The organism is Anaeromicropila populeti (genome assembly GCF_900112775.1).
Classification (GTDB): Bacteria; Bacillota; Clostridia; order Lachnospirales; family Lachnospiraceae; genus Anaeromicropila_A; species Anaeromicropila_A populeti.
In genome coordinates, this window is sequence record NZ_FOYZ01000008.1 from 115,573 (window position 1) to 141,040 (window position 25,468).

22 protein-coding genes are annotated in these 25,468 nt (G+C 35.0%); 1 reads left to right on the forward strand and 21 read right to left on the reverse strand.

Annotated features, from left to right (window positions below; all coding sequences use genetic code 11):
- Nucleotides 1-56: 56 nt before the first annotated feature.
- The 21 genes from BM305_RS11315 to BM305_RS11410 form a co-directional block, all read right to left on the reverse strand.
- Nucleotides 57-968 (reverse strand): sensor histidine kinase, encoded by a 912-nt coding sequence (locus BM305_RS11315; protein WP_092560871.1) that lies wholly within the window; start codon nucleotides 966-968, stop codon nucleotides 57-59.
- A complete protein-coding gene (locus BM305_RS11320) occupies nucleotides 969-1,733 on the reverse strand; it encodes an ABC transporter permease subunit (RefSeq protein WP_092560873.1) in 765 nt (254 codons plus the stop codon). It lies immediately after the preceding gene.
- A 1-nt stretch (nucleotide 1,734) separates the two neighbouring features.
- Nucleotides 1,735-2,649 (reverse strand): ABC transporter ATP-binding protein, encoded by a 915-nt coding sequence (locus tag BM305_RS11325; RefSeq protein ID WP_092560875.1) that lies wholly within the window; start codon nucleotides 2,647-2,649, stop codon nucleotides 1,735-1,737.
- 78 nt (nucleotides 2,650-2,727) lie between these two features.
- Nucleotides 2,728-3,435, reverse strand: coding sequence for a response regulator transcription factor (locus tag BM305_RS11330; RefSeq protein ID WP_092560877.1), 708 nt, complete (start codon nucleotides 3,433-3,435; stop codon nucleotides 2,728-2,730).
- A gap of 258 nt (nucleotides 3,436-3,693) precedes the next feature.
- Nucleotides 3,694-4,941, reverse strand: coding sequence for a tryptophan synthase subunit beta (gene trpB, locus BM305_RS11335; protein ID WP_092560879.1), 1,248 nt, complete (start codon nucleotides 4,939-4,941; stop codon nucleotides 3,694-3,696).
- A gap of 4 nt (nucleotides 4,942-4,945) precedes the next feature.
- Nucleotides 4,946-5,467 carry a permease gene (locus BM305_RS11340; RefSeq protein ID WP_092560881.1) on the reverse strand — a complete coding sequence of 174 codons (522 nt, stop codon included), beginning with the start codon at nucleotides 5,465-5,467 and terminating at the stop codon, nucleotides 4,946-4,948.
- A 49-nt stretch (nucleotides 5,468-5,516) separates the two neighbouring features.
- Entirely contained in the window at nucleotides 5,517-6,002 is a 486-nt protein-coding gene (locus BM305_RS11345) for a permease (RefSeq protein ID WP_092560882.1), read from the reverse strand.
- A 1-nt stretch (nucleotide 6,003) separates the two neighbouring features.
- Nucleotides 6,004-7,053, reverse strand: a complete 1,050-nt coding sequence (gene hisC, locus BM305_RS11350; protein ID WP_092560884.1) for a histidinol-phosphate transaminase — start codon at nucleotides 7,051-7,053, stop codon at nucleotides 6,004-6,006.
- A 32-nt stretch (nucleotides 7,054-7,085) separates the two neighbouring features.
- Nucleotides 7,086-7,907 (reverse strand): MBL fold metallo-hydrolase, encoded by an 822-nt coding sequence (locus BM305_RS11355; protein ID WP_092560886.1) that lies wholly within the window; start codon nucleotides 7,905-7,907, stop codon nucleotides 7,086-7,088.
- Between the two features lie 13 nt (nucleotides 7,908-7,920).
- Nucleotides 7,921-8,922, reverse strand: coding sequence for an ATP phosphoribosyltransferase regulatory subunit (locus tag BM305_RS11360; RefSeq protein WP_092560888.1), 1,002 nt, complete (start codon nucleotides 8,920-8,922; stop codon nucleotides 7,921-7,923).
- Between the two features lie 15 nt (nucleotides 8,923-8,937).
- On the reverse strand, nucleotides 8,938-9,081 hold the full coding sequence (locus BM305_RS19125) for a cyclic lactone autoinducer peptide (protein WP_177214696.1): 144 nt from the start codon (nucleotides 9,079-9,081) through the stop codon (nucleotides 8,938-8,940).
- The gene (locus BM305_RS11365) at nucleotides 9,065-9,652 is read right to left on the reverse strand and encodes an accessory gene regulator B family protein (RefSeq protein ID WP_092560890.1); all 588 of its coding nucleotides are present in this window, start codon (nucleotides 9,650-9,652) and stop codon (nucleotides 9,065-9,067) included. The genes BM305_RS19125 and BM305_RS11365 overlap by 17 nt, the downstream gene beginning before the upstream one ends.
- A 90-nt stretch (nucleotides 9,653-9,742) precedes the next feature.
- Nucleotides 9,743-11,041 carry a sensor histidine kinase gene (locus BM305_RS11370; RefSeq protein WP_092560892.1) on the reverse strand — a complete coding sequence of 433 codons (1,299 nt, stop codon included), beginning with the start codon at nucleotides 11,039-11,041 and terminating at the stop codon, nucleotides 9,743-9,745.
- Nucleotides 11,042-11,045: 4 nt separating this feature from the next.
- On the reverse strand, nucleotides 11,046-11,750 hold the full coding sequence (locus tag BM305_RS11375; RefSeq protein WP_092560894.1) for a LytR/AlgR family response regulator transcription factor: 705 nt from the start codon (nucleotides 11,748-11,750) through the stop codon (nucleotides 11,046-11,048).
- A gap of 158 nt (nucleotides 11,751-11,908) precedes the next feature.
- Nucleotides 11,909-13,078 (reverse strand): CobW family GTP-binding protein, encoded by a 1,170-nt coding sequence (locus BM305_RS11380; RefSeq protein ID WP_092560896.1) that lies wholly within the window; start codon nucleotides 13,076-13,078, stop codon nucleotides 11,909-11,911.
- 174 nt (nucleotides 13,079-13,252) lie between these two features.
- Nucleotides 13,253-15,142, reverse strand: a complete 1,890-nt coding sequence (locus BM305_RS11385; RefSeq protein ID WP_092560898.1) for an autotransporter outer membrane beta-barrel domain-containing protein — start codon at nucleotides 15,140-15,142, stop codon at nucleotides 13,253-13,255.
- Between the two features lie 184 nt (nucleotides 15,143-15,326).
- A complete protein-coding gene (locus tag BM305_RS11390) occupies nucleotides 15,327-19,736 on the reverse strand; it encodes a coiled-coil domain-containing protein (RefSeq protein WP_092560900.1) in 4,410 nt (1,469 codons plus the stop codon).
- Complete coding sequence (locus tag BM305_RS11395) at nucleotides 19,729-20,445, reverse strand: DUF6063 family protein (protein WP_092560902.1); 717 nt, start codon at nucleotides 20,443-20,445, stop codon at nucleotides 19,729-19,731. The genes BM305_RS11390 and BM305_RS11395 overlap by 8 nt, the downstream gene beginning before the upstream one ends.
- Before the next feature lie 30 nt (nucleotides 20,446-20,475).
- Entirely contained in the window at nucleotides 20,476-22,077 is a 1,602-nt protein-coding gene (locus BM305_RS11400; RefSeq protein WP_092560904.1) for a hypothetical protein, read from the reverse strand.
- Nucleotides 22,078-22,097: 20 nt separating this feature from the next.
- A complete protein-coding gene (locus BM305_RS11405; RefSeq protein WP_092560906.1) occupies nucleotides 22,098-23,108 on the reverse strand; it encodes a Wadjet anti-phage system protein JetD domain-containing protein in 1,011 nt (336 codons plus the stop codon).
- Nucleotides 23,109-23,876: a CPBP family intramembrane glutamic endopeptidase gene (locus BM305_RS11410; RefSeq protein ID WP_242940527.1), complete on the reverse strand. Its 768-nt coding sequence runs from the start codon at nucleotides 23,874-23,876 to the stop codon at nucleotides 23,109-23,111.
- 153 nt (nucleotides 23,877-24,029) lie between these two features.
- On the opposite strand from BM305_RS11410, the gene BM305_RS11415 reads away from it, so the two are divergent.
- Nucleotides 24,030-25,454 (forward strand): Na+/H+ antiporter NhaC family protein, encoded by a 1,425-nt coding sequence (locus BM305_RS11415; protein WP_092560910.1) that lies wholly within the window; start codon nucleotides 24,030-24,032, stop codon nucleotides 25,452-25,454.
- Nucleotides 25,455-25,468: the final 14 nt, after the last annotated feature.

The following is a 25,468-nucleotide window of genomic DNA, read 5'->3' on the forward strand; positions in this document are numbered from 1 at the left end:
GTCATCTTTAGTATACAACATCCTACGTTTAAATGCAAGATACCCCTACTTAAATTTTACTTCTTTCTTGGAAAACTAAACCTGATATATAAATTCTTTTTATCTCCCCATGCACTGACTTTTCCGTTCATCTGCTCTACATAAAGCTTGGCAATGGTAAGTCCAAGTCCACTGCTTCTTGTTCCTCCACGAGCCATATCTTTCTTATAAAACCGTTCAAATACCTGTGTAATATCAGAATCACTTAAATCACCCCTAGGTGATTGGTACGTCACACTAACCTGCTCAGTTTCACACTGCAATGCTACTTTCGCCTGTCCCTCACTATACTTAATCATATTTGAGGTCATATTGGATAGTACCCGTTCCAAGCAATTTGTATTTCCCCATATCCAAACACCTTCCTCCGTTTCTGGAAAATCAATGGTTAGTTCAATACCTTTTCGCTCAAATTCATCATAAAAGCTTAATAAATGCTCTCTCAAAGTCCTGAACATATCAACTCGCTGCATTTGTATCATTATATCTCTATTTTCCAGCCTTACGTAATCGTACAACTGTTCAATCAGCGAATTCAAATCCTCTGAACGACGTTTTACCACTTTAAGATTCTCAGCCTGCTCATCAGATAGTTTCTCTTCTTCCATCAAATCAATATAGCCCATAATTGAGGTAATGGGCGTTCTTAAATCATGTGATAAATTCGTAATCTCATTTCTGATAGAACTTATTTCTTTTTCATGCCTGTAATGTTCTTCAAAATATTCTTTTACATACAGATTGCATTCTTTTGCCAGCAGTTCCAAATCCTTGTCAGGGGAAAGCATCTGTACATGCTGCTCTCCCCTGATATTTTTTCTTGACACTTTAAAATCACTGGTAAGCTGGCGAATTGTTCTTTTTAACAACAATAACCGGAAAATATAAAAGACACAGACAATGCTTAACAGGATAATGATTATAATCATTTATTTTACTTCCTTCTTATTAAATTTCGCTACACCCAGCACTAAGAAAACTATAACCCAAATTAATCCAATTAACAAACTTTTTATAATTTCTATCGTTACATTTCCCTCACCAGTTACAAGGGGACTGTAAGAATTTATTATATTCACTGGGAAAATTACAGTCAGCTTTTTTATAAAATCAACCTTATGCCCTATCAGATTGCAAATATCAGGAATGATAAATAAAATACTAAAGGCTTTTAAATAAGCCATCATTTCACTTTCTGAAACTATTAAAAAACAATGTGCAATTGCAATACTGGCAAATAAGCAGGTAATGCTTCCAGCGCTTACCCTGATTAATATCCCCAGTTCCCCCTGATTAGAATGCGGTAACAGCATAAAGCTTACTACAGTAAATAACGTTACAAGCACAAAATAAAGCAACGTTGCTACTATTATCTGTGAAAAAAATCGTCCTAAAAAAATTGTGCTCCTTTTTATTCCAAATGCGACTGAATGTTTCATTGTATGCTGCTTGTCTTCACTATCGTGAACAAATCCTGTGAATACAACTGCAACTGCCAGAAAAAGTCCCATGTCCATATAAACATTACTCAATGCAAACCTTGTATTTCCATATGGGAACTGTGCCTCTACCTGATTAAAATAATTCAGTACTAATACTGCTGAAATCAGCAGGCCTGTACATGCAGCAACCAGAATTAATAAATTGCGGTTACGAACTGTACGATAAAATTCGCTCTTCATATAATTCATCATCCTAACAGCCCTCCACAATACTCATGTAGTAATTTTCCAAATTCACAACCTGCCTTACAATTCCAACAACACCTATTTTATTAGATACTGCTAATTCACATATTCGATTGCTCTCCTCTAATCCTTCATACAAATGAATATGTTGGTTTGGGTATACTTTAAAATTTTTATAATGCATTTCCTTCTCTAGTAAAATGCACATTGACTTTGGATCATCAACAATAATATCCAAATAAACACTACATTTTTCCGCTAGTTCAGCAGCTGTTATTTCTTCTAATAACTTTCCGTTGCTCAGAAATCCGTAAGTAGTTGCGATGTTAGCCATTTCGGCTAAAATATGACTTGCAATTAAAATTGTTGTATTTCGTCTTTTATTAATTTCCAGTAATGTCTGTCTGACTTCTATAATTCCTGCTGGATCAAGTCCGTTAATAGGTTCATCTAAAATTAAAAGTTCTGGTGTATGTAGCAATGCCAAGGCAATACCTAGTCTTTGTTTCATACCAAGGGAAAACTGCTTATATTTTTTCTTTCCTGTATTTTCAAGCCCTACCTCTTTCAACACTTCAGAAACTACTTCCTTACCAGGTATCCCAAATTGAATTCTAAAATACTCCAGATTCTCAGCAGCCGTCATATTTTTGTAGAACCCTGGTTCTTCAATTAAAACTCCCATCCTTCTTCTAGATGTTCGAATCATTACTTCATTTGTCTCACCAAATAACTTTATTGTCCCCTCTTGTAACTCAGTTTGACCAGCAATCAGACGCATCAGTGTTGTCTTACCAGCTCCATTATTTCCAACCAATCCATAGACTTCCCCACGTTTAATCTTAATTGAAACATGATCTAAGGCCTTTACACCATTATATACCTTCGTAATATTACTCATCTCTAAAACAATATCTTTCATTGTGCTTTTTCCTTTCTTTTGATAGGTTCATTATATCTTGGCACTTTTAATAAGTCCTAAAAAAAGTTTAAAGAAAGCTTAAAGATTCAATTTATACCCAATTCCCCACACAGTAGAAATATATTCATCTTGTGTAATCCTTCCCATCTTCTTCCGGATATTACTAATATGCACACTGACCGTATTATCTTCCCCATAATAACCATTCTCCCATACAGCTTCATATAAGGCATCCTTTGAAAATACCTTTTGGGGATTTTCCATCATGGTTCTTAAAATATCAAATTCGTGTGCTGTTAAATCCAACTTTTCTCCCCTTAGTTCTACGATTCTGGATTCCTGATATAAAAATAAATCACGATAAGTCAGTGGCATATTTGAATCCTCCCCCCAGTGTTTCCGATTCATATTCTCCTCTTGTAATAACCCGCCTCGTCGAATCTGCACCTTAACCCTGGCCAACAGTTCCCGTACTTCAAAGGGCTTAGTCATATAATCATCGGCTCCAAGTTCTAATACCTTCACTTTATCATCTATTGCCAGCTTTGCAGTTAATGCAATAATCGGAATATACTTGCCTTTTCGTATTCTTCCAATTAGTTCTTCGCCACTAATCCCTGGTATCATAAGATCACACAATACTAAATCAAATGATTTCAATGATAGCCTTAAATCCGCCTCCGTCCCAGAAAAGGCACACACTACCTCATATCCTTGCTTCTGTAATATTTTCTCAAGCAGTTTATTAATATCCAAATCATCTTCTACCACCAATATTTTACTCATAGCATTTCTCTCCACATACACATTTGTTCCATACAGTTAGCTTGGAAAACGAACAATCTGTACTAACATATATTATCACAGCTCTTGTCTTATATTATATCTCAATATATAACATCCTGTGAAGATATTTCGACTTTTCTTCCTTTCTACTGATTTAATTGTCAAAATTATTATTTATCGCAAAAATAGTCCCTTCATCGGGACTATTTTAATTGAATTTCATATTCTTTTATTTTGCGCTCCTAATAAGTATCTCTACTATTGTCCTAATTTATGTCTCTCTAACTCTTCTTCTAAGAAATTAAACCACTTTCCTTCATCAATTGCTTTTGAAGTAATAAAAATATCTTTATCACCACGACCAGATACATTTACAACAATGCTTTTTGACTGATCAAGTGTTGGAGCAATCTTAATAGCTTCTGCCAATGCATGAGAAGATTCCAATGCTGGAATAATGCCTTCGTGCTTTGCAAAAAATTTCACAGCCTCTATAACCTCTGTATCTTTTGCACTGGAAAAAGTAATTCTTCCTTTTTCCCCTAGATACGCCAGCTGTGGTCCAATTCCTGCATAGTCAAGCCCTGCACTAATAGAATGCGTTGGCAGTAATTCTCCGTTTTCCTGTAAAAATTTCGACTTATATCCTTGAATACAATTTACTGAGGACTGATCTGTTGTCATTCTGACTGCATGCTCTCCCACACTGCTGCCGGTACCACCCGCTTCTACTCCTATCAACTGAACACTTTCTTCCTCTAAAAATTCACTAAAAAATCCGATAGAATTTGAGCCGCCTCCTACACAGGCAATCATAACATCTGGTAATTCTTTTCCTATTTGTTTAAACTGACTTTTCACTTCTTTTCCAATTACAGACTGGAACTCTCTTACCATATCTGGGTATGGTGCTGGTCCTAATGCACTTCCAATCAGATAATATGTATCTTCTGTACGAGTAACCCATACACGAAATGCTTCATCCACCGCATCCGTTAGTGTTTTTGTTCCACAAGTAACAGGAACCACCTTTGCTCCAAACATCTCCATCCAGAAAACGTTGGGACGCTGTCTTTCTATATCCGTCTGCCCCATATAAATCTCACAATCCAGACCTAATCTTGCACAGATACATGCCGTTGCAACACCATGCTGTCCTGCACCAGTTTCTGCAATAATTCTTGTTCTTCCCATTTTTTTAGCTAGAAGTGCCTGTCCAATTGCATTATTGATTTTATGCGCTCCGGTGTTTGCCAGACATTCCAATTTCAAATAAATCTTAGCTCCGCCTAATGCCTCAGTTGCATTTTCAGCATAAAGCAATGGTGTTGGTCTTCCGATAAAACTTTTCTGAATAGACTCCAGTTCATTTAAAAATTCTTGATCCTTCATTGACTTTTTAAAGAAATCTTCAATTTCTTTTAATACGGGAATTAATGCTTCATCTACATATCTTCCCCCGTACTCGCCAAAATAGCCTGTCATGTTCTCAATATCCTGTTTCATTTGTTCATTCTCCTTTATTATCTACTACTTTTAACATTTTTTCACTTAATAGTGCCATAAAGAAAATTGATATTGCAGTAACAATCCATCTTACCGCAGTCAATTTAATTCCCAGCGCCTTAACTTCAAAAGGCAGTAAAGGAATTTTTAACGTAGCCCATACACTTAACATAATTACAACAACTCGAACCTGCATTCCTTTTTTTATCAACATATTCCCCAGAGAATATCCAGGATAAATAGGTCCGCTTACTAACATACCAAACATATAAGCAAACAGTACACTTTTTACACCTTTACTTTTTTCAATTGTATTTTTTATAACATCGGAATCCATGGCAACTTTTATGAATGCTAATAATGCAAACATTAGAAGCAGAATGGGTATTGTATCAATGCAGGTATCCTTAAATTTGACTGCTATTTTTTCACCCTTCTCTGGACTCACTATAAAAATAACAAGAAATGCTGCTACTGAAATAATGGGCAGCAAATTACTTTTTAATAAACTAATTATCTTTTTCATTTTACCTCAAATCCGCTGGTTTTTAGCAGTTTTTCCTCTCTGCTTCACCTTATATTTTTTTCATAATTATTCCACAGGCAATTCCTATAATTACTGTAAATACTACGGTAACTATAAATCTGACTAAAGTAAACCGAATTCCCAGCTCTTTTTTTTCTAATGGAAAAGCAATTAGTCCTACCATGGAAAAGGAAGAAATAAATGCTATAATAGCTGTTATACTGGCTCCACTTTCCAGCAGACTTGCACCTAAAACAAAAGCAACAATTGTAGGACCATCAAATATAGCACCAAAAAAAGCTGCTATAACAGGTGCTATTATTTGGTTATCTTCTCCCAAATACCTTGTAATAATATTTTGCGGTACACATACCTGTATGATGCTGGCAATCAAGATGATTGCCAACACATAAGGTGTAAAACTTAATGTTACATGTTTAAATCCCTTACCGACAATTTTCAATTTGTTTTTGTCTTTTACAAATACAATAATTGTAAAGAAAATTATCAATAATAAATAAATTAATTCTACCATATTAACTTCGCATCATTTCTATTATATTTTTTAGTGCTGCAAATAGTTTTTCATTTTCTTCACGAGTTCCTATTGTTATTCTTACATATTCTGGATATCCAAACATATCACATGGTCTTATAATAATACCATTATCTTTTAATTGTTCACACATTTTCAAGCAGTCTTTACCAAACTTTATAAAAATGAAATTTGCACTTGAAGGGATGTACGAAATATTAAGTTGATCCAACATGGAGTAATAGTACTCCCTCTCCGTATTTATTTCCTCATAAAACTGGTTTGTAAGCTCATCTAAATGCTCTAACACTTTTAGAGCTGCTGCTTGTGCAATCGAATTCACATTATATGGAGAACGCATTGCATCAAGCCCCTTTATGTGCGCTTCACAACCTACAGCATATCCAATTCTTAATCCAGCCAATGCAAAAAATTTAGAAAAAGTGCGTAATACAATAATATTAGAGTATTTCTCCAGTAAACTGGCAGCTGAAACAGTTTCCCTTGGTGCTACAAAATCAAAATAGGCTTCATCCACAACAATCATAATCTCTGGAGAAACATCCTTAACAAAATCCTCAATTTTTTCTATTGGCATAAAAGTACCGGTTGGGTTATTTGGATTACACAAAAATACAATTTTTGTTTTATCATCTATCTGGCTTTTCATAGTTTCCAAATCATGCTCAAAATTGATGCAATCAACCAGCTTACAAGAACCACCTGCAATTTCCGTTACATCTTTATACCTGAAAAAACTAGGATTTGCCATAATTGTATTATCACCAGGTTTTACATATTTCAGCGCAATATATAATATTAATTCGTCTGAACCAGAACCAAGTACAACATTTTCTGCCATTAATCCATGCCTGTTGGCAATGAGCTGCTTCAGATCACCATTACTTACCTTCGGATATCTGTTAACACTCTTTAAATCATTACAAATTTCTTCATAAATCTTTTCTGACAACCCATGTGAATTTTCATTTGTTGCCAGACAAACCATATCTTTTTGATTTACTCCTTTATAAGGTGATTTATATTCCATTTTATTAATTCCATCCTTTCTCTTACCTAGTACTAACAGATTAATTCATAACCAACATAATTATAAATAATTTCTGCCTCTTCGCCTAACATCTGCTGTAATATTGCAATTGCCTTCCAGCCTGTACAATGTCCTACTACATATTTTTTCACTCCAAACTTACGTAATTCTTCAAAAATCAGCCTTGTATCAGCTTCTGAAGCAAAGTTCAGGTGCATTCCCCCTACAAAAGTATGTATCTTCTCGATACCTGTTACTTTTTGAGCCTGCTGCAAAACATTAATTACTCCCCGGTGAGAACAACCCGACATTACCACTAAGCCATCGTCTGTTTCAAAAGCTAGATTTAATTCATCAAGAAAAAGATCCTCCATCACTGATCCATTTTCATCCCTTATGTACAAGCCCTTTTCCATTTGAGAGAACTGGTTTAAAAGCTCAACCCCAGCAATACACCACACTCCCTTTTCTATCTCAAAACTTTCTATGATATCCTGTCCCAGTGATTTAAACTTATCAAGCTTTCTGCTTATACCAATATCCATCTCTTTTTCACCAGAATACCGAAAACGTTCTAAGAAAGCATGGTTATCTATTAAAGTTCTTTGATGTAGTACGGTATCCAACTCACTTAATCCACCTGCATGATCCACATGTCCATGGCTTACAATAACATTCTGGCACTGATTCAAATCAATTCCCAAAAAATTTGCATTATCTTGAAAAACACTATCCTGCCCCAAATCATACAAATATTTATTGTCATTGTATTCAATATAATAGGATACTCCATGGGATGCTTTTAAGCCTAAGCAAGGTTCTAACCTATTTTCACACAAAGTAATAATTTTCATCTTTTACTCCTATTTAACTCATAATTTTATGTTCAATAATATACTCTGCCAGCCTTGTCACGCCAATACCAGCCCCGCTTTTATATACTTTCTTCCCGTCTGAATCGTTAAATGCATGAAGGTTTCCTCCACCTGCCACAGCATAATTATATTCAGGCAGTCTGGCATCAAACAACAAACTGTCACACGCATCCCAGCTCTTAGCGATAAAAGGTACAAATGTATATTTTCCTCTTCTTTCTTCACTTCTTAATTCATCTGCCACTTTACTTAAAAATTCGATTCCACTATGGGATTTTTTATTATTTGCTATAACATCCAGTTTTTCTAAGGTTATTGGCTCATACTTTTCAAGATCCAACAAATCCTTTACTTTTTCGCCAGTAGCCTTATTTCCGCCTTTTGCGACAAAATCATTATAAAACTTTTCGCCATCTTCACCACAACAGTCAATGATATAGTATATATCCCTTCTCTCATTCAAAGTGTAGTCATCAATCATTCCTTCCAAAATTCTCTTATCTGATATTCGAAACAGTGTATCTGGTAAATCAAGAGTTGCAAAACAATTAAATGCCGTAACCAAAGCTAATGTACTTGATTCAATTTCTGGTTTACCATATATTTCATATCCTGTCTGCCAGAAAGAAAATGTTTTTCCCTTTTGAATATCTTTTTCTGACTCATTTCTCATAAATTCCTGCGAATAGAAAATCTGTCCTGAATTATTTTCCAGTTTATTATTTCTTTTTAGAAAATCATAAACTCGAAATGTGCTTTCAGGAGATATAATGATTCCTTCATTTTTTCCGTTCAGTGTAAATTCAATGCAATTTTCCATGAACCTTTCACCTAATCTGTCCACATGTTCTTCATAAATTGATTTTTTTGATACCATTCCTCCATAGAAATAATTGAACCCCTGTGTTAATAAAGATTCTTCAATCCTATTCCTTACCTTCAAAAATATTTGAGCATCATTACCATACCATTCCTTTACGCCTGCTATTAACAAATTGTACTCTCCTCTCTAATCTTTTTGATATGTAGTTGAGGTTTTCAAACATTTTGGAATCTCAGGTTCATAGAAAAGAAATCTTGTAAAACCTGCACATGGAGTAGTTACTGCCAAATAGTATACAATTGCAGCAAAAAAATTAATTGCTTTTTTCATTCATTTTCCTTCTTTCCATGTTTCCAACTATGAGTGCTGCTGCTGTCACCATGATTGCCATAACCATGAATGAACTCCAATACCCAAGATTAAAACTATATAAAAGAACAATGATCAAACTATAGAAGATGCCTATCTGTTTTGTCAGCTTTTTATATTTTGGAATTTCAAATACTTTCAATTGTCGATTTTGATTTGATACAGGTGCATAAATCCAGATTACTAATAATGAAATTAAAAAGCATGGTGCCAATAATTCGCTTTTACTATAATATAAATATTCACCTAAAAAGATACCTGCCACACTACTGAATACTGTTACAATACAACAACCCCAGAATTTTTTTGCATGATACCCTCCTGCACATCTTCTGAAAGGAATAAAGCATGCAAAATAGCAGGACATCTGTAAAACATGTTTAGTAGCAAAAGCAATTATGTAAACAATGCTTAAAGTAAACATGGTAGACAAAATAATTTGAATTCCGTATACATAAATTTCCCTATCTTCTTTGTTATGTCCATTGTCAATTATTATATCTGCTATTTTCTCAGATATTTTCTTCAGCATAATGAATTTCCTCCAAAGAGAACTATACTTGATTTATAAATTATTTTGTCCAAAATGTAATTTTTAAGTTTAATAATGTAATTTTTTCATTTATATTCTTGCTATTGGTATTTTTGCCAAAAATGAAAATATTCCTTTTTCATAGCCAAAAGTACATATTCCGTTCATTTTTTCAACCACAGCTTCTATACTTTTTATTCCAATTCCATGATTTCCAATTTTTATTAATGGTCCATGTCTTTTGCTTATTTTTTTTGGCTCCAAACTACTATTGGTGATGGAAATCAACACATCCTTATCTTTTTTATATATTTCCACTTTTACACATCCATAGGTATTCTTTATTTTCAAATACCTTTCACACGCTTCGACGGCATTAGCAAGAATATTTCCAAAAAGGGTACCCAAATATACGGGATTTAATGCTTCTAGATTCACTTCTTCTGCTGCTACATAAAATGCAATATTCTTTTTTCTTGCTATTGCCTGATATTCACTTAAAACAGAATCAATAATAGCATTTCTTGTGTAAACGTCTATATTGTATTCGTCCATACCTTTATTAACTATTTTTAAATACTCTTTCAGTTTATTTATTTCACCTGTTTCTAACAGGGATGTAATGATATGTAAATGCTTTTCACAATCGTGCTTAATGACCGCGGCCATTTTATATTCCTGTTCTGTTCTATTCTGAAAGCTAACTTGCTGCTTAAGTGCATATAATTTCTTTTTTGTTTCTTCATAATCCAGAATATTCTTATAAAAATAAATAACATAAACATTTAGAAAAAGTATACTAAACAATAAAATATAAAACAGCACTTCTCTTCCTGAAGAAAGTTTAAGTGAAACAGAATAATCCAGCATAAAGGTAAGAAATAAAATGGTAAAGGCTGAAACTGCATAAAAAAGAAGCATATTTTTCCCTGATAATTCTTCTATTCCTTTTTTTGTTTTGTATGTGAAATAAATGACTAAAACAGTCAGTATTAATTTTGACAGAATAGACAATATACTATTAACTAAATTCACATTATATAATCTGTCAAATTCAATATTGAAGGCAGTAACTGCAACAAAATATACTATCATATCAATTACCGATAACATGCTATTATACAGCAGAATTATTACTATTTTTATTTTCATAGTCGATTTATATGCCAAACAACTTACCATCATTTCATACATTATGACTGCAATAAAAGCTGCCGGCACCACATGAATAACCTGACTGAAGATTAGGGCAATGGCACTGTCAATACAAATTAGTATGGGATAAAGATAAAATTCTTTTCTCCTTTTGCCTGCAAAAACAGCCAGAAGAAAATATAGCAGCCAGCTTTCCAATATTGTGGAAAGCGTACCTAATGTCTGATAAAACATATTTTCACCTTTCCATCCATAACAATGCTTTTTCTACATTTTTTCTATATCGTTCACTAATAGGTATTCTTCCATATTCATTTCTCAAAATAATATGATTCTGTTCAACCATATGTACATAATCCGTATGCACAATAAAACTTTGATGACAACGAATAAATTTATGTTCATCCAGCTCTTTGGATAAAAGATATATTCTTCCGTAAAACTTTTTTATATTGTCCCTTAAATGCACCTCTATAATTCTTTTATTACTTTCAAAGTAGAGAATATCCCTGCAAAAAATTCTTACAATTCTTTTTTGAATATTACATTCAAAAAAGATATCCTTATCATTTAACTCTAATTTTGCTGCATCTAGAGCTTCCAGCATCCCATCCCGCAATTGTTTTTTTAAAACATAACGAAATGCTTTTACCTTATAAGCCTCATATACCATACTACTATAATTTGTAATAAAAATTATAATACATTCTTTATTAAACGAACGCAGCTTTTGAGCAGTTTCAAGGCCATCCATATCTTTCATCTGAACATCCAGCAATAAAATATCTACTTGATTTTCCGATACAATGCAATAATTTAACAAACTATCCCCACTGGTAAATAACAGTTTCTTTATTTCGTTTTTTTTTGCCCATCCGTCCAGGATATGTTCAATCATTTCTAATTCAATTGTATTATCATCACAGATTGCAATAGTTAGCATTATTGACCTCCTATGAATTTTTAATCAATTATTTTTACTATTTTACAGTTCAACTCACCTCTTTTCTTTTTATTCTATATTTTACCATAACACTTTTTGATATTCCACCCCATTTGTAAAAAACCAGTTAATTTTATAATGTTTTTATTGTAAAAAACTTATGAAAAAAAACTACCAAGACATTGATTTACCAATTCTGTGATCTCATCCTTTGAGTATCCTTTTCCAATAAAAACAATCTGATTCATCCTGTCCCCGTAGAGTTCGTCCCAGTCCTCTAATACATCTGGGTAGTTTGCAAATACTTCTTCCTTCTCTTCTTCTGGAAGAGCTGCTACCCAATTAGAAATTTCAGTAACCGATGCATTTCTGCCCGCCTGTTCAAATAGGTGAGTATGGATATCATCATCTTCAAACCAAATGTATCCTTTGGCCCGTATCAGCGTTTCTGGATAATTTTCCTCCAGAAGCTTCATAAATTTATCATAAACGAATGGCCTTCTCTCTGTATAAACAAAGGAGGAGATCCCATATTCTTCATGTACTTCATGGTCCTCTAAACCATGATGATTTTTTTCAAACAAAGTTTTATTAATAAGAGAAGAATCTCTAATTTTATTATAATCATATGGATTATGTGAAATAATTTCTTCAAACTCAACTTTCGCATATTCTGTTTCCAAAATTTTTGCCTCTGGCTGAAGTGATTGTATAATTTCCTTAACCTTAGCTAACTGCTCTTTTGATAATAAATCACATTTATTAAGTAAAATCATGCTGCAAAATTCAATCTGATCAATAATTAAATTTATGATATCTGGATCATTTTCCTCTTCCTCCAATGCCTGTTTATCTGTCTCAGATTCTACGCATTCACTTAATTCCTCCAGAAATTCTGAATATATCCTGTCTGCATCCACAACGGTGATTACTGTATCTAAATATACGTTTGGATTCTCACTGGTTTCTTCGTAAGCCAGAAATGCATCCGCAATAGAAACTGGATCGCTGATACCCGATGCCTCTACCAAAATAGCATCAATATTTTTCATTGACAATTCAACAATTTGATCCATAAACTGTTCCCGCAGGGTACAACAAATACACCCATTTTCCAGACTGATTAACTCCATATCTGGATATCGAGAAAGCGACTGATTTTGAAGAAGTCCTGCATCAATATTGATTGTTCCCATATCATTAACTACAATAGCAACTTTCTTTTCTGACTGCATTTTCAGAAGCTCATTCATGAATGTTGTTTTTCCAGAGCCAAGATATCCTGTCACTATTGTGACTGGAATTTTATTTTTTTGTTTATTATTCATATTAATTTTTCTCCCTTTACTTTAGAATACTGGCTTATCATCCGCCATCTATAACTGCAAATGATTTGCAGTTAATTATATTTCATGTATTTTTTTATGTCAACATGCAAATAAAACTGGAATTCTCTAAAACTGAGAATTCCAGCCATTTAATGTTCTTATATGCTGCTCACATTATATAAGTTCTTCTGGTTTTTCCACTGCATAGTTTTCGTAGTCAGAAACAGTATTTGCTCCAGTTAAATCTACAGAATCAGAATAGGTACCAACTGTAATGGTAATATCACTTGTTCCATCTACATATACAGTTCCATCTTCACCAACAATACGAACCGTTTTTCCTGATTCATCTACAATGGTTCCTTCACTGTATAAATTGCTTACTTCACTATCTTTTGTTACAATCCATTTTGAATCCTGGCTGATGTAAAGATTTGCATATCCGATGCCACCAGCACCAGCATATGTTTCATCATTAACAAATGCTCCAGTAAGGGTACTTCCTGATGTCATATAAAAATCCAGATTACTAACCGAATCCCAAATTACATCTCCAGTCATATCCTGACTGATTCCAGTAAAGACACAATCAGAGCCATTGCTGCCGCTACTTCCCCATCCTCTTGCGTTGGTATTGCCTGTGCATTGCAGGAAAAATTCATTTGTGTCAGAATAATTCATATCTACATCTTCCAATGTTATAGTACATTCTGTGTTAGTAGTATAGAATACACCTCCACTTTTACTTGTAATAGAGCCACCTTTCATTTGAAACGTTGAATTTCCCACTTCGGAATCACCTGACATACTTTGATATAGAATTACAGTCCAGTTACAATCATTTTGCTCATTCGTTGGCATATTTCCAGTCAAATCTGAATTATAGAGCCTTAATGAATTTAACCCTTCAATACATACTGCTTCAGATCCAGTTGCTGTAAGCTGTGCATCATTGATAGCAATATCGGCAGTGCAATATACGGCTGGAGATCCAACTCCATTTGAGGTATAACTTCCTCCATCAATTACCATCGTACCACTTCCTCGGTCACTGCGGACTGCTGCTGCTGATTCTCCATTGGTTTCAACATTCAAATCCCATGCATACAGTGTACCACCGCCTGCCACATGAATACCGCCTGAGGTATTTGCTGTTGTATTTATCGTTGCATCATCAACATAAACTATTCCATCTCCATAAGAAAAGATACCTGCACCACCTGCTGCATCTGTAGTAAATGTGCCACCATTTACATATGCTGTACCGTCAGTAACTAGTAAGCCGGCACCTACACCATAAAAGCTGGAATTATCGCCTCCCGTACTATCTTCTGAAGTTCTGTCCAAAGTAATATTGTTTAAAACAAGCTTTGCCCCATCTTGTACCAATATTGCATTTTCATCTGTTCCTGTCGAAGTAAAAGTATCTCCATCCACAGTGGTATCTTCTGTATAAGTTTTCACTGCATCATAGCTGTCCACACCAGAAGACTGGTTATTCATTCCCGGCTGTCCCATACTTGACGAAGATGCAGCATTTAACACTGTTACTTTTGATACTTCTCCACTGGCATCAAATTCTACACTTAGAATATCGTCTGCCTGAATATCTGCTAATGTTCCCTGGGTTTCCGTATCTCCTTCCAGATAAATAACAGATTCATCTGATATTGTCAACGTGTATGTCTCGTCGCCTGCTGTAAAAATAGATTCTGGCATATTGCCGCCTCCTGATGGTGGCTCTCCTGGCATGACTTCTTCTGTTGCGGCTTCTTCTGTTGCTGTCTCGCCTGATGGTGCCTCACCTGATGGTGTTTCCCCTGATGGCGGCTCACCCATAGCATCCATAAAGCTGCTGATGGTTCCTAATGTTAGTATAATTTCACTTCCGCTCAAACTGGATACCTGGCCATAAATGATTTCTGATGAATATTGTGAGTCTGTTTGAACAACAGACTCTGTTGCAGCCGTTCCTTCCGATGTGGACTGGTTACCATTACAACTGGTAATCATTAAGCTTAAAGCAAGACCGGTACCTAATATAATATATTTTTTTGATTTCATAATATCATCCTCCAAATTTTCTGTACTATTAAGTTGATATTAGTATACAGAAAGTTTGTTATGATACTATGTTTAAACAGTGAAAAAACTATGTCCTCACCATTACGTTTCGTGAATTAATATAACCTCTACTAGGATAGTAGATTATTACGTTACGTCAGAGTCAATACTTATTTTATCTTTTTTAGAAAAGCAGCTCCAGCTGTTCCGCATCCTCTACTTCTACCCTGGCAGGCACCAGCACCTTTACTTCCTCTTCTCCCTTAATCTGTCTGCTTTTTAAATATTCTTTTCCATTCTTTATATTGGATGGATTTAGAACCAAGGCATATATATTATCAAAACGGTTATAAATGGATTCTCCGCCCAACCCAGACAAACAAATCAGCTGTGTATTATTTTTTCTCGCTAAATCCATAATTGGCTTCAATAAGTGAGAAGCATTGGTTTGAGCAAATGGATTATCCATAATTAAAACCTTTCCTTCTTCCCGCTCCATAAATAAATCCGTACTGTCTCTTCTCATAAAGGATAACAAACTGGATAAAATAACGAAAGCTGATAAAAAGCCCTCACCTCCTGAATTTTTTGCCACCTGCTCCCATGTAATCGGATATTCCTTTTGCTCCTCAATTTTATAAAGCTTAATTTGAACATTGGATGTTCCTACTACATAATCATATAAATACCTTGTTGTAATCTGATTTCCTATCATCTCTTCAATATTTTTATTTTCTTCTAACAGCTCTACACAGACTCTGGTCAACTGATTTAAAAAGTCATCTAGCTTTACCCTGTATACAGGTTCCTGCTCCTCCCAAATAGGAACCTTAACAGCCAGCATCTTTAAGTCTCGTCCCCTAACATGAATTCTGGAATTTCGGTCAATTTTTTGCAGACTGTCATGAACCTCTTTCAAATAGTCAAAGAGAAGTTCCATCAAGTAAGTCTTTTCTTTCTCAATCAAAGCAATATCCACGTCCAATTTTTCTGTCAGTGCCTGAAAAGAGCCTGTAATAATGCCATGCTGTTCCAATAAAAGTACTGGCTGCAAGCGCAAATCATACAACCGTTCCAAAGGCTTGTGAAAAAATTCATCTAAAAACTTCTCTTTCATTAACAATTGGTTGATTTCATCGTTAACATCCTGTTGCAGCCTTGTATACTTGTCATTGTTAGCTCTGTAATCCCTCAACAGCCTGCCGCGAAATTCATTCCATTCCTGCTTATTGAAATCTTTTAGATTTTCTTCAAACACAATTTTCTCTTTCGGCTGAAAATCAAAGTCCTTTAAAACAGCATCATTTTCCTGCAAATAATTTATTTTATCCTGTATGGATTTCAACATAGAGAGGCTTTCTTTCTTCTCCCTCTCCATTTTAATAATATCCCCTTGAAAATTGCGTTCCACAATTTCATTCCTTGGAAGCAATTCTCTCTCTCCTGTCAGACGTTCTAAATTTCGCATCTCATTCTCAATAGAATTATCCAACACCGCTGTTTTCTTATCTAAATCATTGTATGTTGTATTCAGAATAGACTTCTTATCCTCCAGTTTGTCAATAACCCTGTCTATTTCCTCCATTAAATAAGAATCATACCGCAGTTCCTTATATTCGCTTTCCTCAACGTTATTTTTGGAAGAAACCTTAAGTAGTTCCTTTTCTGCTTCTTGAAAACGCTTATCTGCTGATGTCACTTCCTCCTCTAACCGCAGCTGCTCCCTGCCGAAATTTTGGGAAATAGCAATATACTTTGCCTCTATATCCTCTATATCCTTTTCTAAAAGAGTACCTGTTTTAAAGTTCTGGTACAAGTTCAGCTTTTCCTGCAATATCTCCTGCTTTCGGCCAGCCTCCATTTTATTTTGCTCGACCTCTCTCCAGTCTCCATTTAATTTTTCCTGTTTCAGTCTGACAGACTCACTGTCTTCCTTTAATACACCAATTTCATTTTCCAGTTTCACAAGATCCTTCCTATGCTGTAAGTAGGCTTTATATTTCGCAAGCAAAGCTTCTAAATCCACCTTCATCCGATCAGACTGCATCATCATTTGGTTTATTTCCTTTGCCTCTGACTCCAGCTCCTTTATCCGTTTGGCAGAATTATCCTTAGCTTCCCTGCACTTTGCAATATCAACATTGCATTTCTCCAACATTTCCTGAAACTGACCTACCTTGCGGTTACAGTTTTTATATTTTTCCTCTGTAATAGTCTGGTATTTTACAGTATTCTGCTTATCCCGATAAAAAGAAATTTCTTCTCTTCTTCTTTCAATTCGCCCCTTCAGATTATTTAAATGTTCTTCTTTCTCTTTCAATATTTTGACCAGTTCTGCTTCATCCAGCAAATGCTTATTAAACAAAACATAAAAGTGAATTTTCTCAGAGGACAAAATGCCCCCTCCTGTCCTTTTCAATTCAGACGGTGTCTCAATTTTATCCCTTTCTATAATAGGAACAGGTGAGGTAGTAAAAATTTCAAGATTCTTATCCTTTAGCTTCCCAAGTTCCCCTCTAGTCATTATCACACTATACGGAAGAAAGGGATTATCCTCTACCAATTTTTGATTTTCTTCCACTGTCTTCCCATTATTTTTCATCCAGTTCATTCCTGTAACCGGAAAAATCCCTTCCTTTTCAAACACATTTTCTAATTCCTTAGGCAGTTCCAGTATTTTTCCGGATTTCAAATGGCTGTATTCCTTTTCACAAGAATCCATCTCCTGTTCCTGCACCCGTTTCACCTGCTCCAATTCGTTAATTTTAGCAGTAAAATGTTCCAATATTACATCAGTCTGAAAAATCTCCTTCGCCTCTAGACTGATATACTGCAACATACTTGCCCGCTCTTTTAACTGGGCTTCAAATTCCTCACTCACTTCCTGCTGCCGGTTGTAGTTCTGTTCCAGCTTTCCTTTGTTCTCACGCAAATCATCCATTGTCCTGTCAAGACTATGACTTTTTTCCTCTAACTCAACCTGCTTCGTTTTAGCAGCAGTTAAAGTCTTGGACTGCTCCTGCATCTGCTTTTTGCACACTTCAAGAGCTTCTTCCAGAAAACCCTCCTCATAATAGCCTACAATATTTCTTCGATAAGACGTGCCATATCTTTCATTAAACTCCTTCTCACTGTCGTCATACTGCTTTATCATGGCATTTTCTCCACCACGACGGTTTTCTAAGGCTGCTAACAATTTGGTCTGCTGTGCCAGAATCCCAGCAAGCCTCTCCTTCTCCTCCTCGATTTCTTGCAGTCTTTTTTCAATTTCCTTACTCGCTTTCCCCTGCTCTATTGTTTCCTTTTCATAAAAACAACGCAGATTATACCCCAGATTATCTCTTTCTGGAGCCAAATCCTCATCCTTCTTCCTGGCAATTTCTAACTCATTCTCATACCGCTGCAATTCCCTTGAACGATTTCGATAAGTTTCAAATAACCTGGCACATTGGCATACACTTGATCTATGCCTGCTCTCGTCTAGCTCTTTCTTATTTCTATCTAGCTCCCTGCTTACTCGTTCCATTTCAAACAGGATGCCTTCCCTCTTATCTTTCATTTCATATATTTCAAAGGACTTTTCCTCATATTTCACTTTGTTCATTGCCTTTACCAGCGTTTCTATCTGTTCATTGATTTGATTTTCCTCATACCGTCCTTCCTCTAACAATTCCGTAATAACAGCTGCCACATTTGCAATTCTATTCTCAAATGCTTCCCGATCCTCAATATTTTTCTTTAATAAATGAACCTTCTCTACAAGAATATCTGTTTCCTTTTGAAATGTAACAATTGTCTCCCTAATCTGATAACTTGACTTGTTCTTTTTATACTGCTCGATATACTGCTTTACAAGCTTTCCAAATTCCTTCATCCGGTTATTTTCTTTATTCAGATAATCCTCTACCGCAGGAAGAAACCATTTTTCCGTTAATCCCTTTTCGTCCTTTGCCTCTTTAAATAGTTCAGAAAGTCCTGACTCCTTTATATTTACTTTCTTAATAATGGACTCCCATTCCTTATAATAAATCTGATATTCAGACAATCTTTCAAAATAAGCCCGGCTTCTTGTTCTGTTACTCATTTCAAAATAATCAAATTGCCTTGGCATATCCTGCTTCCGCTGTTCAAAAAGCTGGCGGCACACAGAAAATCCTTTCAGCTTCTTTTCCTTTCCCGAACATTCCACAATAGGGATATTTTGTATATCAAACTCGTTTTGGTTTTTATACTCAGAAATAAATCGAATCATTTCCAATTCTTCTTTTTCCCCATCTTCTTTTGGAGCCTGGTTTTTACGAACCATCATTCCCGTCAATACATATCCTGCTTTCCCATCCAGTTCCCATTCTACCAGAATGAAAGTAGGACGGTTAGTATTGAAATAACTAGAAAACGGCCGCTCAGTTGTATTCTGCCTGCTGTTATGCACAAATAAGGAGGTCACCATCTGCACAAAAACAGATTTACCACCACCATTTTTCAATGAAAATAACGTACTTCTGCTTCCCAGCTGAAATATTTCATCATCGATTCGTATGGTATCATTATTATAATTTACATTAATCATACGAATTGCATTTATCCTACTCATCAATTTCCCTCCCCAATACCTTTAGCACCCGATTATAGTGATTCTTGTTTAATAAGTTCCAGTCCATAAACTGGTTCAGTTTCTCGGTTGTCTGTATCATATCATCCTTTTCAATATACTCAATCAATCCCTGCTTCTGTAAAAATACTAAGATATTGTACAAAAAGCCTTCTTTTGTAGTTTTTGCCTTTGAACCGCCCTCTGCACTGCGTAGTGCTTCAAACGCTTCCAGCATATTAGTAAATGCAACTCCTGTTTTTTCCTGTTCCTCCACTTCCATCTGTTCCGCGCCTTCTTTCAGACGATCCGAAATGCAGTTCTGCAATTCCCCCACCCTCATAAATCTTCTTGCCAGACTGCTGCTTCCCTGTCCATCATAAAACTCAACTAAAATAGTTAAAATAACAAACTGAGACAGATAATAGTCCTTATCCGTTGCTCCAGACTTACAAAGCATGTCCTTTAAATCCTTTTTGGAAAAACCAAGCACATAATTATCTTCCTCTGGAATAAGATAAACCGTATTTCCATATCGTTCTACCCTGCTCATAGCGGCCTCTCCCTGACTCTTTACAAGTGTCATAATTTTATCCTCATTCATATAAGCATAATATAACTCTTTATTGGTTTCTTCACTAATCTGCCTGTTTTTCAGCAACTCATAAAAAATCTTCTGACTTATTTGTATTTCTTCCAATTCATATCCCATACGAATCCTCCTGTCTGCACCATCTATGTTCTATTCTATACGCAGGCAGACATTGGAACACTTAATTCGTTTCCTGCCTCCTGACTCACTCATTACATTATCAAACACGATTTGTTCCTCGTCCTCCAGACGATAAATCAATATGTTCTTTATCTGGCTCAATTCTGGATTTTCGTCCAATAGCTCTATGACACAGGTGCTTAGTTGAAACTCCAAAACCTCCTCTGCCAGATTTTCCTTTCTTTCCTTTCTCCATACGTCTAAAGAAATTTCCTTACTTTGTATCAGTTCAATCATTACCTCTTTAAAAATTTCCACAGAAGGAAGCAGGAACTCTCTTTCTTCCTCATTTATTTCTTCCTTTATTTTCTTTAATGTCGTTCCACCAGCTTTAGCCGCATACCACAACAGAATCCAAAGGCATTTTTTATATTTTTTTAATCTTTCCAGCTTTTCCTGTAACTGTGCCTCCTGCCAGTCCTCTTCTTCTATGGAGATAAAATCCTCATCCTCATTTTTCTTTTTATAAATTGGCTTTTGCAGCTCCAGCGCCTTGTTAAGATTGTACGTTTTTTCCCAGTCCTTTTGAAAAAGCGGACGCAGAAATAAATCCATTCGTTCCAACAAAGAAACATCCTTTAATACCCGATCGTATACCTCTTCCCTCATATGAAATCTTCTGATAAGTGCCATCTGTGACAAACTTTCTAATTCCTTTGTGTATAAATCCTTTAAATCAAAATGAGTCCCTAGTATTTTCTGATGCTCGTCCAATGCACGTTCTAAGTAGCCTTCAATAATCTTTAGGTTATTTAAATTTTTTTCCTCTTCTTTTCCCAACTTATTAATATTAATATCCTTTTCTTCCAGTTCCCGAATCCGTTCCTTAATATGGTTCTGATAGCCTGCGAATTTCTTTTTTGTCCCCTTTATCACATCCAGGTTTTCCTCTAATACCGTTCTGTAATCCTCCACTGAATAGGATAGAGCATTTTGTCTGATTCTGCGCATTGTTTCTTGAATTTTTTGTAACTGTATTCTTAACAAGTCAAATATTCTCTTAATATCGTCTACTGCCTGGTCATAGGTAGCTTTTTCAAGATGCAGTTTAAAAATCATTTCATGGACAGTCAGTCGCAAATTACTGTCTATTTCCAACGTGGATAGCATTAAATTATACCCTTCGTCTGTAAGATAATAGGTTGTTCTTTTTACATCTCCCTCTTCATATGCAATCCGGTTTCCAACAAAGCTGATATAAATATCACGATACCCTGATGCTTCATAATCGTACCCTTTAAAATACATTGCCTTCCCTTCGTTGCACAAAATAGAATTTACAACAAAATTACCCAGTTCCTTGCATTGTTCATAGGAAATCGCTTTTTGAAACCACTGTGAATTCACTTGATCAATAAAATCAGCAATATCATCCATTGTACAGATTTCTTCCTTTAAAGATTGTTCCATGATATAGAGAAGAATGGTAAAAATCAAATTAGTTTGTTCATAAAACTCATTAAAATCATACTGTTTCCAGATAAGCTTTCCAATACTAGTCTTGAAGAGCTGTGCATATGCTCCTATTTTTTCCATACGCTTAGAAAAATTTTTTAAATACTCAAATGTCATATGTTCCTACCTTTTCCAATCTATTGTTGTGTAAAATCCTGCAAATTCAATATTTCCTGCGGGATATACTGACCGTTTTGTAATATCGACACCATTTTTTCTTGTATTGCAGCCTGAAAATACTTTAAAAATTCCTTGCCAATATTCCGATTCTGTCCTTCCTTTGTATTGGGCAGCCTCTTATTTTCTGCCTTCTTCAGCATTTGTTCATATGCTGTTACAAAAGGAATTATCTTATATTTTCCCATTACAGCCTTGCATAACGTTTCATAAATAAGAATACCTTCATAATCCAAATCCCCAAAATAGTACATGCTGTTCTCTTTATTCTGTAAATAATTTTCTACATTCAAATCATAATACTGGAATGCTTTGCATACTTTTTTTCCAGCTCCATATATCAGTGTTCCCACCTTAAGTCCCAGAATATCTGTACTCCCCCTTAGTAAGCTCTGCCTCATACTATAAAAAGTGTCTTTGTTTTCAATAATCAGGATATTCTGTGGGCAGGATTTATAATGTGCATAATAAGCAAGAGGTTCTGCCGTCTCATAAATCTTTAAGCCCTCTATTGACATGCCTAGATTTTTAAGAATCCGTTCACCCCCACCTTTTTGTAAAAATTTCTCCCTGCCCCATATCTCAAAGCTCCGTTCGTTTATGGAAACCTGTTCTATCTCAGTTTCCTTACAGTGGTTCATATAATGATTAAGCATCTGAATATCTTCTCTGTCTGCTATGTACTTTTCTAGATTTTTTCTATAGTAGTCGATTTGTAACCTTGGATTTAACTGATACTGGAGTTCTTCCTCATAAATACGGTAATCCTTTTCCTCATAGATTACTTTATAGGCATTATATAATGCTGGTGTCTTTCCATTTAAATTGGAGTTTTTTATTGGTTTCAGCCTATTTTCTGCCAACAGTTCCTTTATCAGCTCAACCAGTTCTTTATAGCTTTGAACCTCAAATAGTTCTTCTATTTTATCTAATGTAATTTTTTTTAATCCCAACTCGCTCAACCGATTCATTTATATTAACCTGTCTCTCCTTTTTCTTATATATAAAAAAATCCCCCACAATACCACAATAACCAGTGATAGCCAAATCAACAGTTCGAGTCTGGCAGATAGATTGGTATCGTCTGAAATTTTACTATTAAAATCCCACAAAGCATGTACCAGAATCTGTGGTAAAATAAAACTTGTCTCATAACGGACAATTGCCATAGTCAAACCGAATCCCACAGCAAAAATTATCTGTATAATTGTACTTCCTATATCGACGCCTTTCAAAAGATTAAGCATATGAAGGCAGCCAAAAATCACAGAAGATGTAATAATCGATGAAGCTTTTCCCAAGTGCTTTAATTCCTGTAATAGTACTCCCCGGCAGGACATTTCTTCTGAAAATCCAATTAGTAATGAAATTACAGCTATCATTACTATTTCAACCAGTTGATCTGTCTTAAGCCGCTGGGAAACCATCGGCATAAATGAAACTATTATAATTGGCAGCATAAACAGAATGCTTTTTCGGTTTACTTTTGTAAGTACACCCACATTTCCCCATAATTTTTTCCATGAAATAAATGCAATAACCGTAATTGCCTGCAATGCTTCTTCTATCAGTTTTGCAGGATAAAAAGATAGCTCTGGGCATACCAGATGAATCACTGACTTATAAAATCCTGTCATTACAAGTATTCCAAGCAGTAAATATACTGTTTTATACTTTTTAATCATTGGTCTATCACTACTCTCCTTAAAATTAGAAAATCTTTTTGCATAGTATACCATATCTTCCACAAAATGTCCTGCTAATTATTGTATATCTCATTGAATTTTACATTTTTTGCTCTATAAATAATATCTTTTTAATAATCCCAATATAGACAGAATATTTTTCTATCTTTAGAATTATAATAGCCCTTATAGAAATGAGGTGATAGTTTGACTTCTGGTGCTATTTCATTATGTATTCCCCTACTTGTTATACTACTAGCAGCATATACTAAAAAAATTATTCCTTCTCTTATAATAGGAATTCTTACTGGTGGAATTTTTCTAAGTAAAGGAAATGTTATTAATGGTACAATATTAGCCATTGAACATTTGGTAAATGCTTCAGCAAGTGAAGAAAGCTTGTACATTATTATGTTTTTGTATGTTTTTGGAGCATTCGGCGAAATAATGAAAGTCTCTGGAGGAATTAAGGGCTTTTCAAAAATGGCTGATAGATATGTTAAAACAGAAAAAGGTGCACTTACCGCTATTTGGGCTGTTTCAATATTTACTTTTATTGATTGCTGTTTTCATGCTATCTCATCAGGAACAATTGGAAAAGCATTAAACGATAAGGTTAACGGCAACAAATATAAGCTGGCTCATGTTGTAAATGTTACATCCTGCCTTTTAATTATTTTAATTCCCTTCGGCACAACATATGTTGGTTATATTGTTGGTGTCATTGCTTCATCTATCAGTAGAGTTGACCTTACAGAATCAGCCTATGGAATATATATAAAAAGTATTCCCTTTAACTTTTACCCAATTGTTATGCTAATAATGAGTATCAGCATGATAGTTTTTAACTTTGGTTTCACCAAAAATGTATCAACTACAAATAAAAAAATTCAAGAAGAAACTATGCATCATGGACATGAAGCACACGAACAATGTGAATTTGAGGAAAAGGCTCCTCCACGCCCATTTAATCTTATTCTGCCACTTATTTTACTAATAGGCCTTACCTTCTTCCTTTTTTGGTATACAGGTAAAGATTACGATTCTAGTTTTTTCAGTGCCATTATGAACGCTGAGTTTGAAAAATCTATTCTCGTCTCAGGTTTCATAACCGTTGTATTGACTTCCGTATATTACGTTTTCCAAAAAATACCAATGAGGGAAATTGAAAGTCACTTTCTATCTGGTGGGAACGAAATGGTTCCACCTATAATAGTACTGGTGTTAAGCTGGGGACTTTCTTCTATTGTAAAAGACTTGGGATTTATTGTTTTTATTACAAATGTTGTTGGCAATAACATTCCAACCATCCTAATTCCAGCTGCAATCTTCTTAATAGGATGTGCTGCATCTTATTTTATGGGCTCTGCCTGGGGAACCTGGGCTTTAGTCATGCCAATTGCCGTTCCTCTAGCTGTTAGTACACAGTTAAGTGTACCTTTAATTGTAGGAGCTGTTTTGGCTGGTGGTTCACTCGGTGACAATGCATCACCTCTTGGCGAAACTGCCGTACTCTCAGCCACCATATCTGAGATTCCCATTATGGATCATGTCAAATCACAGCTTCCTTACAGTCTGACTGGTGTAGGAATTTCAACAGTTTTCTTCATACTAACTGCAATTTTTGCCTAGACAAAATTGCGTTA

Bases quoted from the DNA above. Each gene is read 5' to 3' on its own strand.
- BM305_RS11315 (WP_092560871.1), bottom strand. From the start codon at position 968: ATGATTATAATCATTATCCTGTTAAGCATTGTCTGTGTCTTTTATATT.
- BM305_RS11320 (WP_092560873.1), bottom strand. From the start codon at position 1,733: ATGATGAATTATATGAAGAGCGAATTTTATCGTACAGTTCGTAACCGC.
- BM305_RS11325 (WP_092560875.1), bottom strand. From the start codon at position 2,649: ATGAAAGATATTGTTTTAGAGATGAGTAATATTACGAAGGTATATAAT.
- BM305_RS11330 (WP_092560877.1), bottom strand. From the start codon at position 3,435: ATGAGTAAAATATTGGTGGTAGAAGATGATTTGGATATTAATAAACTG.
- trpB (WP_092560879.1), bottom strand. From the start codon at position 4,941: ATGAAACAGGATATTGAGAACATGACAGGCTATTTTGGCGAGTACGGG.
- BM305_RS11340 (WP_092560881.1), bottom strand. From the start codon at position 5,467: ATGAAAAAGATAATTAGTTTATTAAAAAGTAATTTGCTGCCCATTATT.
- BM305_RS11345 (WP_092560882.1), bottom strand. From the start codon at position 6,002: ATGGTAGAATTAATTTATTTATTATTGATAATTTTCTTTACAATTATT.
- hisC (WP_092560884.1), bottom strand. From the start codon at position 7,053: ATGGAATATAAATCACCTTATAAAGGAGTAAATCAAAAAGATATGGTT.
- BM305_RS11355 (WP_092560886.1), bottom strand. From the start codon at position 7,907: ATGAAAATTATTACTTTGTGTGAAAATAGGTTAGAACCTTGCTTAGGC.
- BM305_RS19125 (WP_177214696.1), bottom strand. From the start codon at position 9,081: ATGAAAAAAGCAATTAATTTTTTTGCTGCAATTGTATACTATTTGGCA.
- BM305_RS11365 (WP_092560890.1), bottom strand. From the start codon at position 9,652: ATGCTGAAGAAAATATCTGAGAAAATAGCAGATATAATAATTGACAAT.
- BM305_RS11370 (WP_092560892.1), bottom strand. From the start codon at position 11,041: ATGTTTTATCAGACATTAGGTACGCTTTCCACAATATTGGAAAGCTGG.
- BM305_RS11375 (WP_092560894.1), bottom strand. From the start codon at position 11,750: ATGCTAACTATTGCAATCTGTGATGATAATACAATTGAATTAGAAATG.
- BM305_RS11380 (WP_092560896.1), bottom strand. From the start codon at position 13,078: ATGAATAATAAACAAAAAAATAAAATTCCAGTCACAATAGTGACAGGA.
- BM305_RS11385 (WP_092560898.1), bottom strand. From the start codon at position 15,142: ATGAAATCAAAAAAATATATTATATTAGGTACCGGTCTTGCTTTAAGC.
- BM305_RS11390 (WP_092560900.1), bottom strand. From the start codon at position 19,736: ATGAGTAGGATAAATGCAATTCGTATGATTAATGTAAATTATAATAAT.
- BM305_RS11395 (WP_092560902.1), bottom strand. From the start codon at position 20,445: ATGGGATATGAATTGGAAGAAATACAAATAAGTCAGAAGATTTTTTAT.
- BM305_RS11400 (WP_092560904.1), bottom strand. From the start codon at position 22,077: ATGACATTTGAGTATTTAAAAAATTTTTCTAAGCGTATGGAAAAAATA.
- BM305_RS11405 (WP_092560906.1), bottom strand. From the start codon at position 23,108: ATGAATCGGTTGAGCGAGTTGGGATTAAAAAAAATTACATTAGATAAA.
- BM305_RS11410 (WP_242940527.1), bottom strand. From the start codon at position 23,876: ATGGTATACTATGCAAAAAGATTTTCTAATTTTAAGGAGAGTAGTGAT.